The 19,711-nt window shown below is 63.5% G+C and carries 15 protein-coding genes and 1 tRNA gene; 12 read left to right on the top strand and 4 right to left on the bottom strand.

Annotation, left to right across the window (positions count from 1 at the left end):
• Positions 1-14: 14 nt before the first annotated feature.
• From trpB to HX613_RS05095, 7 genes are all read left to right on the top strand, one after another.
• Positions 15-1,229 carry a tryptophan synthase subunit beta gene (trpB, locus tag HX613_RS05125; protein ID WP_235344350.1) on the top strand — a complete coding sequence of 405 codons (1,215 nt, stop codon included), beginning with the start codon at positions 15-17 and terminating at the stop codon, positions 1,227-1,229.
• A complete protein-coding gene (trpA, locus tag HX613_RS05120) occupies positions 1,226-2,017 on the top strand; it encodes a tryptophan synthase subunit alpha (protein WP_235344349.1) in 792 nt (263 codons plus the stop codon). Before trpB ends, trpA begins: the two co-directional genes overlap by 4 nt.
• Positions 2,014-2,319, top strand: coding sequence for a hypothetical protein (locus HX613_RS05115; RefSeq protein ID WP_235344348.1), 306 nt, complete (start codon positions 2,014-2,016; stop codon positions 2,317-2,319). The genes trpA and HX613_RS05115 overlap by 4 nt, the downstream gene beginning before the upstream one ends.
• A 187-nt stretch (positions 2,320-2,506) precedes the next feature.
• A complete protein-coding gene (gene gltB / locus HX613_RS05110) occupies positions 2,507-7,207 on the top strand; it encodes a glutamate synthase large subunit (protein ID WP_235344347.1) in 4,701 nt (1,566 codons plus the stop codon).
• Positions 7,200-8,654, top strand: coding sequence for a glutamate synthase subunit beta (locus tag HX613_RS05105; protein WP_235344346.1), 1,455 nt, complete (start codon positions 7,200-7,202; stop codon positions 8,652-8,654). Before gltB ends, HX613_RS05105 begins: the two co-directional genes overlap by 8 nt.
• Positions 8,655-8,777: 123 nt before the next feature.
• On the top strand, positions 8,778-10,325 hold the full coding sequence (gene pyk, locus HX613_RS05100; RefSeq protein ID WP_235344345.1) for a pyruvate kinase: 1,548 nt from the start codon (positions 8,778-8,780) through the stop codon (positions 10,323-10,325).
• Positions 10,326-10,574: 249 nt separating this feature from the next.
• Complete coding sequence (locus HX613_RS05095; RefSeq protein ID WP_235344344.1) at positions 10,575-11,969, top strand: dicarboxylate/amino acid:cation symporter; 1,395 nt, start codon at positions 10,575-10,577, stop codon at positions 11,967-11,969.
• A 119-nt stretch (positions 11,970-12,088) separates the two neighbouring features.
• Here the strand turns inward: HX613_RS05095 and HX613_RS05090 are convergent, their stop codons facing one another.
• Positions 12,089-12,808, bottom strand: coding sequence for an ATP-binding protein (locus HX613_RS05090; protein WP_328284906.1), 720 nt, complete (start codon positions 12,806-12,808; stop codon positions 12,089-12,091).
• Positions 12,738-12,899, bottom strand: a complete 162-nt coding sequence (locus tag HX613_RS22540; protein WP_235344343.1) for a hypothetical protein — start codon at positions 12,897-12,899, stop codon at positions 12,738-12,740. The genes HX613_RS05090 and HX613_RS22540 overlap by 71 nt, the downstream gene beginning before the upstream one ends.
• A gap of 337 nt (positions 12,900-13,236) precedes the next feature.
• On the opposite strand from HX613_RS22540, the gene HX613_RS05080 reads away from it, so the two are divergent.
• The 3 genes from HX613_RS05080 (at position 13,237) to HX613_RS05070 (ending at position 15,155) form a co-directional block, all read left to right on the top strand.
• Entirely contained in the window at positions 13,237-13,896 is a 660-nt protein-coding gene (locus HX613_RS05080) for a winged helix-turn-helix transcriptional regulator (RefSeq protein ID WP_235344342.1), read from the top strand.
• A gap of 12 nt (positions 13,897-13,908) precedes the next feature.
• Entirely contained in the window at positions 13,909-14,580 is a 672-nt protein-coding gene (locus HX613_RS05075) for a dihydrofolate reductase family protein (protein WP_235344341.1), read from the top strand.
• A gap of 134 nt (positions 14,581-14,714) precedes the next feature.
• Positions 14,715-15,155 carry a VOC family protein gene (locus HX613_RS05070; RefSeq protein ID WP_235344340.1) on the top strand — a complete coding sequence of 147 codons (441 nt, stop codon included), beginning with the start codon at positions 14,715-14,717 and terminating at the stop codon, positions 15,153-15,155.
• A 337-nt stretch (positions 15,156-15,492) separates the two neighbouring features.
• Here the strand turns inward: HX613_RS05070 and HX613_RS05065 are convergent.
• Positions 15,493-15,574 (bottom strand) — tRNA-Leu (locus tag HX613_RS05065).
• A gap of 160 nt (positions 15,575-15,734) precedes the next feature.
• Between HX613_RS05065 and HX613_RS05060 the strand changes: the two genes are divergently transcribed.
• Entirely contained in the window at positions 15,735-16,355 is a 621-nt protein-coding gene (locus HX613_RS05060) for an ANTAR domain-containing response regulator (protein ID WP_374701013.1), read from the top strand.
• A gap of 99 nt (positions 16,356-16,454) precedes the next feature.
• Here HX613_RS05060 and HX613_RS05055 read toward each other — a convergent pair whose 3' ends face one another.
• Positions 16,455-16,913, bottom strand: a complete 459-nt coding sequence (locus HX613_RS05055) for a PaaI family thioesterase (protein WP_235344339.1) — start codon at positions 16,911-16,913, stop codon at positions 16,455-16,457.
• 41 nt (positions 16,914-16,954) lie between these two features.
• Between HX613_RS05055 and polA the strand changes: the two genes are divergently transcribed.
• Positions 16,955-19,621 (top strand): DNA polymerase I, encoded by a 2,667-nt coding sequence (gene polA / locus HX613_RS05050; RefSeq protein WP_235344338.1) that lies wholly within the window; start codon positions 16,955-16,957, stop codon positions 19,619-19,621.
• Positions 19,622-19,711 lie beyond the last annotated feature (90 nt).

Raw genomic sequence — 19,711 nt, 5'->3', positions numbered from 1 at the left:
CACGAAGGACGGCAATGACCGATTTGAGCCAGGAGAACGGACCCTACTTCGGTTCGTACGGAGGCAGGTTCTTCCCCGAAGCGCTGATCCCCGCACTCGATGAGATCGAGGAGACATGGCGCAAATCCCAGGTCGACCCGGAGTTCACGCAGCAGCTGCTCGACCTGCAGCAGAACTACATCGGCCGTCCCAGCCTTCTCACCGAGGCCACCCGGTTCGCCGCGCACTGCGGTGGGGCGCGGGTCTTCCTCAAACGCGAGGACCTCAACCACACCGGCAGCCATAAGATCAACAACGCCGTGGGCCAGGCCCTGTTGGCCAAGCGCATGGGAAAGACCCGTGTCATCGCCGAAACCGGAGCCGGACAGCACGGTGTTGCCGCAGCAACGGCCGCCGCTCTGCTGGATATGGAGTGCGAGGTCTACATGGGTGAGGAAGACACCCAGCGGCAGGCGCTCAATGTCGCTCGGATGCGACTGCTCGGAGCGAAAGTCAACTCCGTGTCCAACGGCACCAAGACGCTCAAAGACGCGATGAACGAGGCGATGCGCGACTGGGTCGCCAACGTTGAGAACACGCACTACATCATCGGCACGGTCGCCGGCCCGCACCCGTTCCCGGCCATGGTCCGGTCCTTCCAGGACATCATCGGCATCGAAGCCCGCGAACAGATCCAGAACGCCGTCGGTCGTCTGCCCGACGCGGTCTGCGCGTGTGTCGGCGGCGGGTCGAACGCTATGGGCCTCTTCGCCGCATTCCTCGCCGATCCCGAGGTGAAGATCTTCGGCTTCGAAGCCGGAGGAGACGGCGTCGACAGCGGCCGTCACGCCGCCCGCTTCTCCGGTGGACGCCCCGGAGTCCTGCATGGCTCGGCCACCTACATCCTCCAGAACGACGACGGCCAGACCCAGGGATCCCACTCGATCTCGGCGGGACTCGACTATCCATCGGTCGGCCCCGAGCATTCCCACCTCCACGACATTCAGCGCGTCACCTACGAACCTGTCGTCGATGAGGAGGCGATGGAAGCCATGCAGCTGCTGTCGCGGACCGAAGGCATCATCCCCGCAATCGAATCCGCCCACGCCCTGGCCGGCGCTCTGCGCATCGGACGGGAACTCGGCAGCGAGGCGGTCCTGCTCGTCAACCTCTCCGGCCGAGGCGACAAGGATATGACGACCGCGGCCAAATGGTTCAACTACTTCGATGAAGGAGCTGTGCAGGTATGACGAGCTCAGGCCCCCGAACCGGTACCACTCTCGATGCAGTCGCGCAGGCAGGCCGCAAGGCCGCCCTGATCGGATACCTTCCGGTCGGCTTCCCCTCTGTCGCGGGTTCCATCGAGGCCATGGTCGAACTGGTGAAATCCGGAGTCGACATCGTCGAGGTCGGGATGCCGTACTCGGACCCGGGAATGGATGGCCCCGTCATCCAACGTGCCGCCGAGCAGGGGCTGGCCGCCGGGGTGCGCACCTCCGACATCTTCTCTGCCGTCTCAGCCGTCGCCGAGGCCGGCGGAACCGCGGTGGTGATGAGCTATTGGAACATCGTGCTGCAGCACGGTGTCTCGGCCTTCGCCCGTGACCTGGACTCTGCCGGCGGCGGAGGCATCATCACCCCGGATCTCATTCCCGATGAGGCATCCGAATGGGTGAGTGCCTCGGACGAATTCGATCTGGACCGCATCTTCCTCGCTGCCCCTTCATCGACACCTGAACGACTGGCCACCATCGTCGACGCGAGCCGCGGATTCGTCTATGCCGCCTCGACGATGGGCGTGACCGGCGTCCGCTCCGAGGTCGACAATCACGCTCGTGAGCTCGTAACTCGACTCAAAGACGCCGGAGCGCCGCACGCCTGCGTCGGGCTCGGCGTCTCGACGCGCGAACAGGCTGCAGAGGTCGCCGAATACGCTGACGGCGTGATCGTCGGCTCGGCGCTCGTGCGCGCTCTCGACAGCGACGGAGTCAGCGGAATCGCCAGCTTGGCCGCTGAACTCGCCGAGGGCTGTGCATGAGCCGGGCGCAGCTGCTCACATCGAATAGCGCACTGCAGCTCGGTTCTGCCACGATCCCCGGGTGGGCCCTGTGGGTGCTCGGCCTCGGTGTGGTCCTGCTCATCGTGGGAATCGTCTTCTTCGTCCTCGCTCGTCGTGCCCGAAAGATCGCCCGAGCAACAGAAGGCGCCTCGAAAGAGGGCGGTGAGGGCTTCGGTGGACACGGCTTCGGATATTTCGGAGCGGTCACCTCGGCGATCTCGATCACCCCCGATGTGAAGCGGAGAACTCGGGGCGACAGCGGTCCGAAGTCCGACGACTGAGACTTTTAGGTTCGTTTTACGGTCCTTTTTCTGTGCCGTTCAGAGCCGGTGCGTGGTGTAGGTTGGAAAACCGACTGTGAGAACCACGTCACAACTGTGTCTGAGGACGATCTTCGAAAGGCACCGCGAAAACAGCTAGGGACAGCGCCGTCTTTAACGTAAACTCCTACACCCCGTGAAGGCAGCGATGTACAGTGAACACTCAACGACCCCGAAAGCTCCGCGTCAACCAGTTCGTGCCGGACTCTACGATCCCGCACTCGAGCACGACGCATGTGGGCTGGCGCTCATCGTCCGCTACCGTGGCCCGGCAGACCATGAGGTCGTCGAACAGGCTCTGACCGCACTGCGCAAACTCGAACACCGAGGCGGCATCGGCTCCGATGAAGGCACAGGGGATGGTGCCGGGATCACCCTGCAGATTCCCCACGACTATTTCGCCGAGGTGCTCGGTGCCGACGGCGTCGAACTTCCGGAGCCGGGCAGCTACGCCGCAGGCATCGGTTTCTTCGCTCAGGACTACCGACAGGATCTCATCCCCGACGTGGCTTTCCCCACGGACGACAGGGACGCTTCGGTCACGGAGGGCATGAACGATTCGCACGAGGATCAGGACGACCTCGTCAAGCGGATCGCCGCCGAAGAGGGACTGAAGGTCCTTGCCTTCCGCGACGTACCCCATGACGCGAGCGTGCTGGGCGAGACCGCACGCACCACGATGCCGCGCATGCGCCAGCTCTTCCTCGCCATCGATGAGCGGTATCCCTCCCGGGACCCACAGGATCTGAGCCGCCGGTCCTACATCGTGAGGAAGCGCCTCGACCATGGTGGTCTCTACTGCCCTTCTCTCAACCCGGGCACCATCACCTATAAGGGCATGCTCTCAACGGGTCAGCTCTCTGCCTTCTACACGGAACTGCTCGACGAACGGCTGACTTCTCGGATCGCACTCGTGCATTCTCGCTTCTCGACGAACACGTTCCCGTCCTGGCAGCTGGCGCAGCCCTTCGGCACGATCGCCCACAACGGTGAGATCAACACGGTGCGCGGCAACCGCAACTGGATGCAGGCCAGGGAATCGAAGCTCGCCTCGGACCTGCTCGTCTCCCCGGTGCCCGGCACCTCGACGAGCCTGGACAGACTGTGCCCGATCGTGCCGCCCGGCGCCTCGGACTCGGCGTCATTCAATTCGGTGCTCGAACTCATGGTCGCCTCGGGCAGGTCGCTGCCGCAGGCAATGCTGATGATGATCCCGGAGGCCTGGGAGAACAACCCAGGCATGGGGGAGTCCCGCAAGGCGTTCTACGAATACCACTCGCTGCTGATGGAGCCGTGGGACGGACCCGCCTGTGTGGCATTCACCGACGGGAAGCTGGCAGGGGCGGTCCTCGATCGCAACGGCCTGCGTCCTGCGCGCTACGTCATGACCTCCGACACCGTGGTCCTGGCCAGTGAGATCGGCGTCGTCGACCTGCCCGAAGCGGACATCGTCGCTCGCGGTCGACTGACCCCGGGACGCATGTTCCTCGTCGACACCGAGTCCGAACGGATCATCTCCGACACGGAGATCAAGAATCAGCTCGCCACCGAGCACCCCTATGAGGACTGGGTCAAGAGCTGTTCGCGTCGACTCGCGGATCTGCCCACCCGGATCCACGTCACCCACCCGCAGTCATCGGTGCGCAGGCGTCAGCGGACCTTCGGCTACACCGAGGAGGAGCTGCGTATCCTCATCTCGCCGATGGCCGAGACCGGGGCAGAGCCCCTGGGAGCCATGGGCACCGATACGGCGATCGCGGCATTGAGCCAACGGCCGAGGCTGCTCTTCGACTACTTCCATCAGAACTTCGCTCAGGTGACGAACCCGCCGCTGGACTCCATCCGCGAAGACATCGTCACCAGCATGTCCTCGGGCATCGGGCGCGAAGGCAACCTGCTGCAGTTCGCCCAGCCGGACTCCGCGCATATCCTGCTCGATCAGCCGGTCATCGACAACGACGAACTGACGGCGATCTCACACGTCCAGGGCCACCACCTCGGCGTCGACGATGGACGACCCAGTGTGACGCTGGCCGGCCTGTATTCGGTGAATGCAGGGCCCGATGCCATGGCCAAGCGCCTTGAGGCGCTTTGCCGGGAGGCCAGCGCGGCCGTTGAGGCCGGAGCAGTGTTCATCATCCTCAGCGATCGGGACTCGACGGCTGATCTTGCTCCGATTCCGTCGCTGTTGCTGACTTCGGCCCTTCACCACCACCTGGTGCGGCAGCGTTCGCGGACGCGGGTGTCCATCATCGTCGAGGCCGGCGATGTCCGTGAGGTCCACCATGTCGCCACTCTGGTCGCATTCGGTGCCTCCGCAGTCAACCCGTACCTCGTCATGGAGACCGCCGAGGCGCTCGTGCGCTCAGACAGGATCCGCGGCATCAGCGAATCCGCGGCCGTGGCGAATGTGCTCACGGCTCTGAACAAGGGTCTGCTGAAGATCATGTCGAAGATGGGGATCTCGACCGTCCAGTCCTACCACGGTGCACAGACCTTCGAGTCCCTCGGGCTCTCGGATGACTTCATCGACGAGTACTTCACCTCCACCCCGCACCAGCTCGGGGGCAAGGGGATCATCGAGATCACCGCGGAATCGAGCGCTCGGCATGCCGACGCCTACCGTGATGACCATCCACGGCCCTCGCACCGGAATCTGCTGGTCGGAGGCGAATATCAGTGGCGGCGGGAAGGTCCGGGCCATCTATTCAACCCGGAGACGATCTTCAAGCTCCAGCACTCCACTGCCACAGGACGCTTCGACATCTTCGAGCAGTACACCCACGCCGTTGATGAGCAGTCACGTGAGCTCATGACTCTGCGCGGATTGTTCGACCTCGTGCCCACGGAATCGGGGCCGATCGACATCGCCGAGGTGGAGCCGGCCAGCGAGATCATGAAGCGCTTCTCGACAGGCGCCATGAGCTACGGCTCACTGTCCCAAGAGGCACATGAGACTCTGGCCATCGCCATGAACCGCATCGGCGGGAGGTCGAACACGGGCGAGGGTGGAGAGGACACCGAACGTCTCGTCGACCCCGAACGCCGATCGGCTGTCAAGCAGATCGCCAGCGGACGTTTCGGGGTCACCAGCCATTACCTCACCGAGGCCGATGACCTGCAGATCAAGATGGCTCAGGGCGCGAAGCCGGGGGAGGGCGGACAGCTGCCCGGGGCGAAGGTCTACCCGTGGATCGCGAAGACCAGACACGCCACTCCCGGAGTGGGGCTGATCTCTCCGCCGCCGCATCACGACATCTATTCGATCGAGGACCTTGCTCAGCTCATCCACGATCTCGGTCGCGCCAATGCCAGGGCCCGCGTGCACGTGAAACTCGTGTCCGGGATCGGCGTCGGCACGGTGGCCGCAGGGGTGGCCAAGGCCGGGGCGGATGTCGTCCTCGTCTCCGGTCACGACGGAGGCACCGGGGCCAGCCCGCTGAACTCGCTCAAGCATGCCGGCACCCCCTGGGAACTCGGCCTGGCCGAGGCCCAGCAGACCCTGGTGCTCAACGGGCTGCGAGAGAAGGTCAGCGTGCAGGTCGACGGCCAGCTCAAGACCGGCCGTGACGTCATCATCGCCGCCCTGCTGGGTGGTGAGGAGTTCGGATTCGCGACCACGGCCCTCGTGGTCTCCGGCTGCATCATGATGCGTGTGTGCCACAAGGACACATGTCCCGTCGGCGTCGCGACCCAGAACCCGAAGCTGCGCGAACGCTTCCACGGCCAGGCCGATCACGTCGTGAACTTCTTCACCTTCATCGCCGAGGAGGTCCGCGGCTACCTTGCGCAGCTGGGCTTGCGCTCGCTCGACGAGGCGATCGGTGCTGTCGAGAGGCTGCGCATCGATGAGAAGCGTGCCGAGGCCTCTGGCCTCGACCTCGATCTGGCCTCGATCCTCACCGTGCCCGAGGACGTCCACGGCAACACCGAAGTGCCTCGCAAACGCACCACTGAGGTCAACCGCGACTTCGCGGGGGAACTGGACCTGCGTCTGCTGGCCGAGGCCGGGGAGTCGATCAGGACCGGGGCGAAGGTCACGATCACCTCGGCGATCGAGAACACGGACCGCAGCGTCGGCACGCTGCTGGGGCACAATGTCACGCTCGCCCATGCGGATGCGGGCCTGCCCGAGCACACGATCAGGCTCGATCTGCACGGCACGGCCGGGCAGTCACTTGGTGCCTTCCTGCCTCGCGGAGTCACCATCGACCTGCACGGCGACGCCAACGACTACGTCGGCAAGGGACTCTCGGGCGGGACCATCAGCGTGCATCCGCACGAGGAGAACCCGACCAGACCAGAGCACAACGTCATCGCCGGCAACGTGCTGGGCTACGGCGCGACCGCCGGTAAGCTGTTCGTCTCCGGCCAGGTGGGGGAGCGGTTCATGGTGCGCAACTCGGGCGCCGAGGCGGTGGTCGAAGGCATCGGTGACCACGGGCTCGAATACATGACCGGCGGCCTGGCCGTGATCCTCGGCAGCACCGGACGCAACTTCGCCGCCGGCATGTCGGGCGGCACGGCCTACGTCCTGGACTTCAACCCCGCCAAGCTCAACCCCAAGGAACGCGCTGCCGGTGTATTCCGGTTCACCGGGGTGGGAATCACCGATATGGAAGTCCTTCAGCGCCTGTTGGATGAACATGTTCAGTGGACGGGTTCGCCCTTGGCTGCCCAGCTGCTTGACGGACTGCGCCGAGGAGAGGACGTCCTCTCCCGCTTCACAAAGATCATTCCCGTCGCCTATGCGATGGTCAAGGATGTCCAGGAAGAGTTCACCGCGGCAGGTCAGTCCGCGGATTCGGACGACGCCTGGCACAAGATTCTGGAGGTCGCCAATGGCTGATCCACATGGATTCCTCACCACCGATCAGCGCGAGCTGCCACGACGGCGCCCGGTTCCCATCCGACTCATGGACTACCGCGAGGTCTATGAAGCAGGCGATCCGGAGCAGCTGCGCAGGCAGGCATCGCGCTGCATGGACTGCGGCGTTCCGTTCTGCCATCAGGGCTGCCCCCTTGGCAATCTGATTCCGGAGTTCAACGATGCGATGTATCGCGGTGAGCTTCCGCGGGCCGTCGAACTTCTGCATGCAACGAATAACTTCCCGGAATTCACCGGTCGCGCCTGCCCGGCACCATGTGAGAATGCGTGCGTCCTCGGGATCAATCAGCCTGCAGTGACGATCAAGCAGGTCGAGGTCTCGATCGTCGACCAGGGGTTCGCAGCCGGACTCATCCAGCCGATGATTCCCGAACGGATCACCGGGCAGACCGTTGCCGTCATCGGTTCCGGTCCGGCCGGACTCGCCGCAGCCCAGCAGCTGACCCGGGCCGGGCACACCGTCGTCGTCCACGAACGCGACGACCGCCTCGGCGGACTGCTGCGCTACGGGATCCCGGACTTCAAGCTCGAGAAGCAGCACATCGACCGTCGCCTCGATCAGATGCGCGCAGAAGGCACCCGGTTCAAGACCTCGGTCGAGATCGGCAGGGACATCAGTCTTGAGGACCTGCAGTCGAGCTTCGACGCCGTCATCGTGTGCACAGGTGCCACAGTGCCCCGTGATATGAACATCTCCGGCCGCGACCTTCGCGGAGTCGAATTCGCGATGGACTATCTTGTGCCCTCGAATCGTGTGCAGGCGGGGGAGCAGCCTGGACCCGGTGGAGTCAAGAGCCACATCGACGCTGCGGGAAAGCACGTGGTCATCATCGGCGGTGGTGACACGGGTGCGGACTGTCTTGGCACGGCCCTGCGGCAGTCTGCAGCCTCGGTCACGACGCTGGCGATCGGAGCTCAGCCGCCCATCGACCGCAGCGAGGCAGATCCCTGGCCCACGGTCCCGCGCATCTTCGAGGTCCAGTCTTCCCATGAGGAGGGCGGCACGCGGCGCTACCTCGCATCGACGACAGGGTTCGCCGGAGACGCGGAGGGCCGGGTGATCGGGATCGATGTGGCAGAGACCCAGTTCGTCGACGGTCGCCGTGCGCCGACTCCTGGTACCGAGCACCGCTTGGATGCAGACCTCGTGCTCCTGGCTCTCGGCTTCTCGGGGCCGGAATCCGAAGCTCTCGGTCTCGACGTCAGCGACAGTGGGGCCTTCGCCCGCGATGAGACCTATCTCGGGTCGACTCCCGGAGTGTTCATCGCCGGTGACGCTGGGCGGGGTCAGTCGCTCATCGTCTGGGCGATCGCCGAGGGGCGGTCGGTCGCGGCCGAGGTCGACCGGTTCCTCACGGGGTCGACTCGGCTGCCTGTACCGGTCGGACCACACGACAGATCGTTTTAAATGTTAAGATGGTCTGTGTCAATTAATGAGAAGTCCGCACATTGGTGTGCGTGATTCTCCTCCGACGAACAGACGTGGCGGGCGGTTCGGATCGCCCGCCATGGTACAGGTAGGGTGGTGTGCATGAGGCGTGCAAAGATAGTCGCAACATTAGGTCCGAATCAGAACTCCTATGAAGAGATCCGCGCGCTCGTCGACGAGGGCGTCGATGTGGCCAGATTCAATCTCAGCCACGGCAAGCGGGAAGAACACGAAGAGAAATTCGCCTGGGTTCGCCAGGCCGCACTCGACACCGGCCGCGCCGTCGCGTTGCTGCTCGATCTGCAGGGCCCGAAGATCAGGGTCGGCAATTTCGCCAACGGCAAGGAAGAGCTGGTCGAAGGCGCAGCCTTCACCATCACCAGCCGCGACATCGCCGGCACCGCCGAGGTCGTGAGCACCACACTGTCGACTCTGCCGAGCGATGTGTCCGTCGGCGATCCGCTGCTCATCGATGATGGGCGCCTGCGTCTGCGTGCCACCGAGGTCACCGACACCGATGTCGTCACCGAGGTGGAGATCGGCGGAACGATCTCGAACCACAAGGGCATCAACCTTCCCGGTGTTCCGGTCTCCGTGCCGGCGCTGTCGGAGAAGGACATCGAGGACCTCAAGTGGGGCCTCAGGCTCGGCTTCGACTGGGTGGCACTGTCCTTCGTCCGCAGCCCCGAGGACATGGATGATGTCAGGGCAGTCATGGACGAGGTCGGCATCACCGCACCCGTCATCGCCAAGCTGGAGAAGCCGCAGGCCGTCGATCAGCTCGATGCGGTCATCGATGCGTTCGACGGAATCATGGTCGCTCGCGGCGACCTCGGCGTGGAGCTGCCCTTGGAGCAGGTTCCGATCGTGCAGAAGCGTGCGGTCGAGATCGCCCGTCAGCAGGCTAAGCCCGTGATCGTGGCCACACAGATGCTCGAGACCATGATCGATGCGGCCAGGCCCACTCGCGCCGAGGCGAGCGACTGCGCCAACGCCGTCCTCGATGGAGCCGATGCTCTGATGCTCTCCGGTGAGACTTCAGTGGGCGACTACTGGGTCGAAGCGATCCGGACCATGAGCCGCATCATCGAGTCCACCGAGGAACACGGCATGGAACGGATCCCGCAGTTGGGTACAGTTCCTCACACCAAGGGTGGGGCCGTGACAGCCGCTGCGGTCCAGATTGCTGAACAGCTCGACATCGATCTGCTGTGCACCTTCTCCCAAACGGGTGACTCCGTGCGCCGGATGTCGCGTCTGCGTCCCGCCTGGCCGATCCTCGGCTTCACCCCCGATGCTCAGGTTCGCCACCAGTTAGCACTGACCTGGGGCGTGCGCCCCTACCTGGTGAAGACCGTGCGGCACACGGACCAGATGGCCAGACAGGTCGATGCCGTGCTGCTCGCGGACGGAACCGCCCACGAAGGTGATCAGTCCATCCTCGTGGCCGGGTCACCTCCCGGAATCCCAGGGTCGACCAATGCCCTGCGCATCCACACGATGGGCGATGCTGCCAAGGGCGTTGCTGCGGCCTACGAAGACTCCTCGGATGATGAGGAAGATCCTTTGGCCGGGTACGGCATCGTCTCCGAAACGCCGGTCACTCATGAGGTGCCGATCGTCAAGGAGAACGGCACGCCGAGGCACTGAGGCTCTCTGAAACGGCGGCTGCCCCTTTCCGGGGCGGCCGCCGTTGTCATGTCCCGTTGTCATATGTGCGAGCAGCCACCTGAGCGGTTGGCGCGAGTGAGAGCCACTTCACTTGGTCTTGCGGAATTTCTGAGATTGCTCAACAGTTGTGCTGTGAGTTGAACATTGCCTGAACTGAGATTCGCTCGAATTGAGCAGCGTTCGGGTTGAGCATCATTCGGAAACCGACAGACGAAGAAGAGGAATGGCATGAGATTGCCCAAGTGGAGCCGATCATTCGGGGTGCAGGTCACCATAGCCCTGATTGCGGGCGTGATCCTCGGGCTGATCGCCCGATCCTGGGGTCCGGTCAGTGAGGGGCAGGACAACTGGCTCGGTCAGACCCTGGACACCATCGGATCGTCCTATGTGACACTCCTCAAGGCGGCCGTTGTGCCCCTCGTCATCACCGCGATCATCGCCAGCATCGGCAACCTGCGCAAGGTCACGAATGCAGCCAGGCTCGCAGTCTCCACGCTTCTGTGGTTCGCCTTCACCGCGCTCATCGCCGTTCTCATCGGACTTATCCTCGGTCTTGTGATTCAGCCGGGTACGCACGCGGACGCCGCATCGTTGAGCGGTTCCGCCCCTGATTCGCAAGGCAGCTGGATCGGCTTCCTGACCGGTCTTGTGCCCGTGAACTTCCTCGGCCTCGAGGTCGCGACCTCACCCGATGAGGCCGGCGGCCTGGTCTCCGAGGTCGACTTCAACATCCTTCAGCTCATCATCGTCTCCGGTGCCATCGGCATCGCCGCGGTCAAGGTCGGCAAGGCCGCCGAACCCTTCCTCCAGTTCGTCGAAGCGGCCTTGGCCGTCGTGCAGAAGGTGGTCTGGTGGATCGTGCGCATTGCACCTATCGGCACCCTCGGCCTCATCGGCAACGCGGTCAACTCCTACGGGTGGTCGACCATGGGTTCCCTGCTGTGGTTTGTCGTTGCTGTGTACGTGGGACTGGCGATCGTCTTCTTCGTCGTCTATCCGACACTGGCCAAGCTCAACGGTCTCTCAGCTCGTCAGTATTTCTCCGGTGTGTGGCCGGCCGCCCAGATGGGCTTCGTATCCCGGTCATCGATCGGCACCATGCCGGTGACCCAGAAGGTCTCGACCGACAACTTCGGCGTTCCGCAGAGTTACGCCGCCTTCGCAGTCCCATTCGGGGCGACAACGAAGATGGATGGCTGTGCCGCGATCTATCCGGCGATCGCCGCTGTCTTTGTGGCCCAGTTCTTTGGAATCGATCTCACGATCGTGCAGTACTTCCTGATCGTGTTCGTCTCCGTCATCGGCTCGGCGGCAACGGCCGGAACGACCGGTGCCACCGTGATGCTGACGCTCACGCTGTCCACTCTCGGACTGCCCCTTGAAGGTGTGGGTCTGCTCCTGGCGATCGAGCCGATCGTCGACATGGGACGCACAGCGCTCAATGTCTCGGGACAGGCTCTAGTCCCTGCCATTGTGGCCAAACGCCACGGTATCCTCGATGTCGACCGCTACGATGCTGCTCGTGTAGACGGCTATGTGCCGGTCGATGAGGACGCAGAGGACAGTGCCGGCGATTCCGATGAGGCTGAACTCGAACAGCCCTCGAGTGGAACGCGTTCCTGACACAGTCGGGCACCTGGCCGGCATGAGCATTTCGCTCATGTCGGCCAGAAGTGTCTTTCGAGCTGTTGCGGCGCAGAGCGTGTGAGTCTCAGCGGTAAATGGCACGTTTCTCGCGGCGTTTAGTGGCCGATGAGGAGAGCCTGCCGAGCTGCCTCTACAACCTCGGGTGTCAACTCCTTTAGGTCGTCCACGGTCTGCACGCGCTCGATCTGGATGAGTAAACGGTCGACGAGGCGGAAGTTGCCTACGGTGATCCGGACGATGGTCGCGATGGCGGTTGCGTGGGCGACGCCGCCGTCGGTTGCGTCGCCTTCAGCAGGAAGTCGTCTGGCCAGGACTGCGGTGAGTTCGTCCGCGGTCAGCTGGCGGTACTCGTGGGCGAAGCCGATACGGCTGTAGAGCGGCGGGTAGCGGGCGAGGCGTTTCTCGATGCCGGGCATACCAATGAGGATGACGCCCATGCGGTGATGGTCGAAGTAGACACGGACTTGTTCAAAGCCGGTGGCCTTGAGACGATCGGCCTCGTCAATGATGAGCAGCTCGGTACTTCCGCTGGAGCGGGACTCGGTATGGACGTAGGGGTCGACGATGCTGTGCTCGGCGAAGTCGGCGGCGAAGGAGATGCGCTGGCATGCTCGGGCCAGGCCCTGGTCTATTTGTTTCGGGGTGGCCATGACCGTGGGAGTGAAAAACGCGGTGCGGGCCTCGAGGACGCGTTTCGGCACAGGGCCGAGGGTGTCGGTGAAAAGGGATTCCCATTGTTCCCAGTCATCGACACCGGAGTAGTGCCGGACGGAAAGTGTCTTGCCGACCCCAGGCGGCCCCCAGCACAGACCGATATAGCGATGGGTGCGCACCGTCGCGCACTGTGTGCCCAAGCCGATCGAGTGTGTGGACGACGATGACGTCACCGTCGCGGGCGTATTCCATGACTGCACGCAGTCCTGGACGGTCGACCGTGGATTCGGACTACTTGTCCACATAGATCCGTTCGGCCGGGATGCCGGTCTGGGTCGGTGTCCCACTACCAAGGAACTGGGACGGCCCTTTCTATGCTGACGGCACCCTTGCAGGATGGACTGCTGAGGAAGTCGTGCACGATGTTGATCAGGCGACGAAGGTTCAAGGCCGAGTTAGTCAAGCATCCGCACGATGGCGAACTGCCTACCGAATGAGGTCATCTCGGGCCCCGCCCCTGCTAAACGGGGACTTTAGATAAGCCTTGCAGGCACTGTGTTTTACGAAGTGCACTCTGTATTATGGATGCATGAGTAAGGACTACGGACAGTTCTGCGGCATCTCGAGAGCGGCACAGGTGCTCGGAGAACGATGGGCACTGATGATTGTCCGCGATCTCACCGTCAGCCCCCGCCGGTTCACGGACCTGCACGAGGGGCTGCCCGGCATCCCCACCACGGTGCTGACCACCAGGCTCCGTGAGCTGGAGGAATCGGCCGTGATCACGCGCCGGGCCGCGCCGGCCCCGGCCCGCGGGGTGCTCTACGAGCTGACGCCCCGCGGCCACGACCTGCAACCGATCCTGGACGCCCTCGGGCGGTGGGGTGCCGAAGCGATGGACACTCCCCGGGAGTCTGAAGTCGTCACGGATTCCTCGCTGGCCGCCGCGCTGCGCTCCGCCCATCGGCCCGACGGCCCCGCCGGGCCGCTCACCTACCACGTGCGCTCGGGCGCGGCTTCGGCCTGGGCGACTACCTGCGGCGACGAGGTGACGGTGGGCCCCGGCGAGCCCTCGTCGGATCCGGAGCTCACCATCAACGCCGGCCCCGAGCTGCGTCTCCTACTCGCAGGAACCCTGACGCCCGAGGAGGCACTGGCCTCGGGTGACGTCACCATCGCGGGGAGCCGCCATCTCCTCGAAGAGTTCTCCCGCTCCTTCCACATCCCACTGTCATCATCCACCCCCTGAAAGGACACCACCATGAAGCTCAGCATCAACCTGTTCACGACATTGGACGGCGTCAGCCAATCACCCGGCGGTGCGAAGGAAGACACCCGCGGCGGATTCACCCGCGGCGGCTGGCTCCTGCCGCACTTCGACGAGGGCTGCGGGGAGGCGGTCGACGAGTGGTACCGCCACACCACGGCCCTGCTCCTGGGCCGCCATACCTACGACACCTTCACCGGCCACTGGCCGCGCGTCACCAACCCCGAGGACCGGGTCGCGACGGCCATCAACACCTTGCGCAAGTACGTCGTCACCTCCTCGCCGACCGGCGAGGTCTGGGCGGACACGACCACGGTCCTGAGCTCCGATGCCCTGGACCGCATCCGTGAACTCAAAGCCCAGGACGGCGACGAGCTCCAGGTGCACGGCAGCGTCCGCCTCGCCAGGAGCCTGCACGAGGCCGGGCTGGTCGACATCTACCGGCTGCTCGTCGCGCCGGTCGTCGTAGGCTCCGGATCGCGCCTGTTCGAGGCCGACGGACCCGCACACTCCCTAGCAGTGACCAGCGGCACCATCACCGCCAGCGGCGTCACCTCTCTCGTGATGGAACCGCGCGAGTTCGTCGCGGCGACCGCGACCGTGGAGGACGGCAAGGACTCTGTCGAAGAGGGAGCTCGTTACCACGTCCCGCAAACAGCAAGGTGAACGACCTCCCCTCCTGGGCACCTCGCGACTGATTTGTGGCTCTTGTGCGGTCGACTGCTCTTTTACGAGATCCTCGCTACGCGGCGGCGCTCTCCACGAGCGAAAACTTCATACACCACATGAATGGAGAAACCATGTCCACTACGCCGGTTGACCTCATTTTCAGCCTGCCCATCGCCGACCGGCACCGAGCGATGGTCTTCTACCGCGACTGCCTCGGCTTCGAGCCGCTGGGCGAGCCGACCGAAGACGGCGTTCCCGAGCCGCTGCAGTTCCGACTCACCGCGCACACTGTGCTGGCCCTGATCCCCACTGGTGGCTTCGGCTGGGTCATCGGTGACCGTGAGGTCGCCCCGCCAACAGTCAGTGAATGCCTGCTGGGACTGTCGCAAGAATCAGCATCGGGTGTCACCGACACCATCGAGAGGATGCACGCGGCCGGCGGAACGATCCTGGCAGAACCCGAGCATCAGGACTGGGGGTTCACCGGAGTCTGCACCGATACGGACGGGCACGCTTGGCAGATCACAGCCTCACCGCTGCCTACTCCTGCGGGAACAGGATCGGAACGATAGTGACTCCGCAATGATAGAAGCTTCAATCTCGGTCACCCCCAAGCGAACTCGTCGAGCGGAAACCCGACCACTGACACTCTTGAGCAGCAGCACGCGCAGTCGACTTGGTCCTCGGCTCACGAAGCCGCGCGCCAGGCACTGCTCATCGGCCACTAAACACTGCGTGAACCATGCTACTTACCGCTGCGACTCACAGCGCAGAGCGCTTCGCTGTTGGCCGAGTTCGCTGAGGAAAGTTCCTGGCGGAATGAGTGAAGGGGCCGGCGAACATGAGTTAGCCGGCCCCTTCACTGCTGATTCGTGCCCTGTGACTGTCCGCTGACTGTCTGAGCATAAGTACCGGATGTGGGACTCGAACCCACACGTCTTTCGACAATGCATTTTGAGTGCACCGCGTCTACCGATTCCGCCAATCCGGCTCGGCCGCGGAGAGTATCCGCGACAGGGTTGAGTTTACGACAGCTTTTATGTGATTGCACAATCGGCGGCGGTGGTGACCATCACACGGGTGGCTACCATCACAGAAGAAACTTGGGTACCGAGGTCGGTGCGCGCGTGGGCCTGGTTTAGACTGGTGCCGTGCTTTCAAACAGCGAACAACCAACTTCAGATGAGTCCGTGCCGGTTCGCCGCGTCGTAGTGGCGGAAGACGAGGCCGTGATTCGTCTCGATATCGTCGAGATGCTGCGCGAGGTCGGATACGACGTCGTCGGCGAAGCCGCAGACGGCGAATCCGCAATCCGCCTGGCCGAAGAGCTGCGCCCCGATCTCGTCGTGATGGACATCAAGATGCCTATCCTCGACGGAATCTCCGCAGCCGAGAGGATCGCCAAGGCGCGCATCGCTCCGGTGGTCCTACTCACGGCCTTCTCGCAGAAGGAGCTCGTCGAGCGGGCTCGTGATGCGGGAGCAATGGCCTACGTGGTCAAGCCCTTCACCGCTGCGGACCTCATTCCGGCCCTCGAGATCGCCTTGTCGCGTCATGCAGAGATCAGCTCGCTAGAGAGCGAGATCTCCGATCTGACTGAACGCTTCGAAACCCGCAAGGTCGTAGAGCGCGCCAAGAGCCTGCTCCAGACCTCGATGGGTCTGAGCGAGCCCGAAGCCTTCCGCTGGATCCAGAAGACTTCGATGGATCGTCGCCTGACCATGCGCGAGGTCGCGGACACCGTTCTCAAGCAGATCGGCTCCGACAAGTAGTCAGCGTCCACCCCGACACACCCCCAACACACATTGAGGCCGACGAATCCGATGAGGATTCGCCGGCCTCCTACGTGTTGTGCAGTCACTGCCTGCAGATCATTTGGGCTCGGTTTTGAGGATCATGTTCGTGATGCGCACGATTGAGAGGAGCCGACCGGCGGCATCGGTCATCTTCACCTCGTGAGACACGATCGTGCGTCCCTGGTGAAGCACCTCGGCGCGGCCGGTCACTGTGCCGTCCCTCGCCGCTCGCAGATGTGTGGCATTGAGGTCGACGCCGACGACGTTCTTCCCGCCGGAGATGAGGAACGAATGCATCGAGGCCAGGGACTCGGCGAGTACGACATGGCCGCCGCCGTGGAAGAGGCCCATGGGCTGAGTGTTGCCCGCTACCGGTGTGGTGCCCATGACGTGGTCGTGGGTCAGCTCTGTGAACTCGATCCCCATCTTCGCCGCCAGATCACCGACTGCGTCGGGGGCGTTGAGCTGGCCGAGCAGCTGTCTGCACTGCTCCTCGGTGGTCTCCGCAGTCAGTGATGCGTCCGGTCTGAACATCGTTCTCCTTCATGTCAGTTTTGAACGATAGGCTATGCCATGTGACTCAAGTAAACGAATCCCTCCTGCTCATCGATGGACACTCTCTGGCCTACCGGGCATTCCACGCCCTGCCGGTGGAGAACTTCGCCACCAGCACCGGCCAGTCGACGAACGCCATCTACGGCTTCATCTCGATGCTCATCAATGTCCTCAGGGACGAGTCTCCCAGCCATGTGGCCGTGGCCTTCGACCTGGGCCGTCAGACGTTCCGCCTCGAAGAGTATCCGGAGTACAAGGCTGGACGGGCCAAGACGCCACCGGAGTTCCACCCCCAGATCGACCTGATCAAGGACATCGTCATCGCGATGGGGATCACTGTGGTGACCAAAGAGGGCTTCGAGGCCGACGATGCGCTGGCGACCATGGCCCGCATGGGCACCGAAGCAGGCGCCAGCGTCGAGGTGATGACCGGAGACAAGGACTCGTTCCAGCTCTCCAATGAGTCCGTGACGATCCTCTACCCCAAACGCGGCGTCAGCGACCTCAATCGCATGACACCAGCCGCGATCGAAGAGAAGTACGCGGTGACTCCCGCGAACTACCGCGGGCTCGCTGCTCTGGTGGGAGAGAAGGCCGACAACCTTCCCGGAGTGCCCGGGGTCGGTGACAAGACCGCGGCGAAGTGGCTGTCGACTTACGGTGACCTGCCCGGAGTGCTCGAGAACGCGGAATCGATCAAGGGCAAGGTCGGTGAGAAGCTTCGCGACCACGTCTCTGAGGTCGAACGCAACTTCCGACTCAATCGCCTCCTCGACGATGTCGACCTTGGCTTGACCTACGCCGACCTGAAATGGGGCGAGGGTGACCCGAGTGAACTATCGAGCCTATTCGACCAGCTCGAATTCCAGGCTCTCGGCAAACGACTGAGCGCGATCTTCGGTGAGGAAGCCGTACCAGAGGAAGCCGTCGGACCCGCCCACGAAGTCATCGTAGAGACTCTCGATGTTCCGGGCCTGCTTGAGAAGATGGCTGATTCCGATGTGCTCGCGCTTGACTCCGATGCGAGTTACGAACTCGGGCACGGCGATGTTCGGGTCCTCGCCGTTTCCGGCACACCGGAGGAAGCCTGGGTCGTCGACCTCGCCGAGGCGGGGGAGAGCGCCGTTGCGAATCTGAGTTCGGCGCTGCGGACGAAGACCCTCATCATGCACAGCGCGAAGACGCAGATCAAGGCCTGGCGCTCACTGGGCCTCGAGGTCGACGACCTCGCCGGTGACACGGCTCTGGCCGCTTACCTCCTGGTGCCCGATCAGCGCAGCTATGACCTGCCGCAGATCGCACTCGAACGTGCCGGAATCGAACTGAGCGAGCCCGGAAGTGACAGCGGACAGCTGGCCCTCGACCTCGACTCGCACCAGACCGCTCAGACACACGGACACAGGGCTGCCGCGCTGCTCGAAGTCCACGAGATTCTGGCTCTGGCAATCGATGAAGCGAACATGAGCCAGGTCTACCGCCACATCGAACTGCCGCTGGTTCCGGTGCTGGCCAAGATGGAGCTGGCAGGCATCGCAGTCGATGAAGCGGGTCTGTCCGGGCTCATCGATGAGTTCACCAAACAGGCGGAGGAAAGCGCGAAGCTCGCCTATGAGGCGATCGGCCATGAGGTCAACCTCGGATCGCCCAAGCAGCTGCAGGCCGTGCTCTTCGACGAACTCGACATGCCCAAAACCAAACGCACGAAGACCGGATACACCACCGACGCCGAGGCGCTGGCGGAGCTGTTCATCAAAACCGAGCATCCGTTCCTGCAGCATCTGCTGGCCTACCGTGATTCGACGAAGCTCAAGCAGACCGTCGTGGGTCTGCTCAAGACCGTGGCCGAGGACGGTCGCATCCACACGACCTACCAGCAGACCGTCGCCGCGACAGGCCGACTGTCCTCGCTCGACCCGAATCTGCAGAACATTCCGGTCCGCACCGAATCAGGGCGGCGTATCCGTGAGATCTTCATCTCCGACCCAGAGATCGAAGGCTCTCGGCTCCTGACAGCCGACTACTCGCAGATCGAAATGCGCATCATGGCTCACCTGTCCGGCGATGCCGCACTGATCCAGGCATTCAAGGACGGCGAGGATCTGCATTCCTACGTCGGTTCGAAGGTCTTCGGAGTCGGCATCGACGAAGTGGACTCCGCAATGCGGTCGAAGGTCAAGGCCATGTCCTACGGACTGGTCTACGGGCTCTCCGCCTATGGCCTGTCCCGACAGCTGGCGATCGGTGTGGACGAAGCGAAGAACCTCATGGAGCAGTACTTCGAGCGCTTCGGCGCGGTCAAGGACTACCTCGACGAGATCGTCGAACAGGCTCGAGCCAACGGCTACACCGAGACCATCATGGGGCGCAGGCGGTACCTGCCGGCCCTGCACAGCGACCGGCGGCAGCTGCGGGACATGGCCGAACGCGCGGCCCTCAACGCCCCGATTCAGGGATCGGCCGCCGACATCATGAAGATTGCGATGCTCAAGGTCAGCGACCGCCTCCGCGATTTCAAGTCGACGGTCCTGCTCCAGGTCCACGACGAGATCATCGTCGACGTCCACCCTGACGAGGTCGACTCAGTAACGTCGATTGTGACCGAGGAGATGGGATCGGCCTTCGAGTTGGACGTGCCTCTCGACGTCAACGTCGGCACCGGAGTCTCCTGGCACGACGCAGCTCACTGACGCAGAGGTGAACCAGACGCGGAGGTAAACCTCACGCGGACGTAAACCTCACGCGAACGTGAACCTCACGCGAACGTGAACCGGGATTCA

Source organism: Brevibacterium sp. UCMA 11754, from assembly GCF_021532275.1.
Classification (GTDB): Bacteria; Actinomycetota; Actinomycetes; order Actinomycetales; family Brevibacteriaceae; genus Brevibacterium.
The sequence above is the reverse complement of the archived record's forward strand: the minus strand, read 5'-3'. Positions and strand labels throughout refer to the sequence as shown.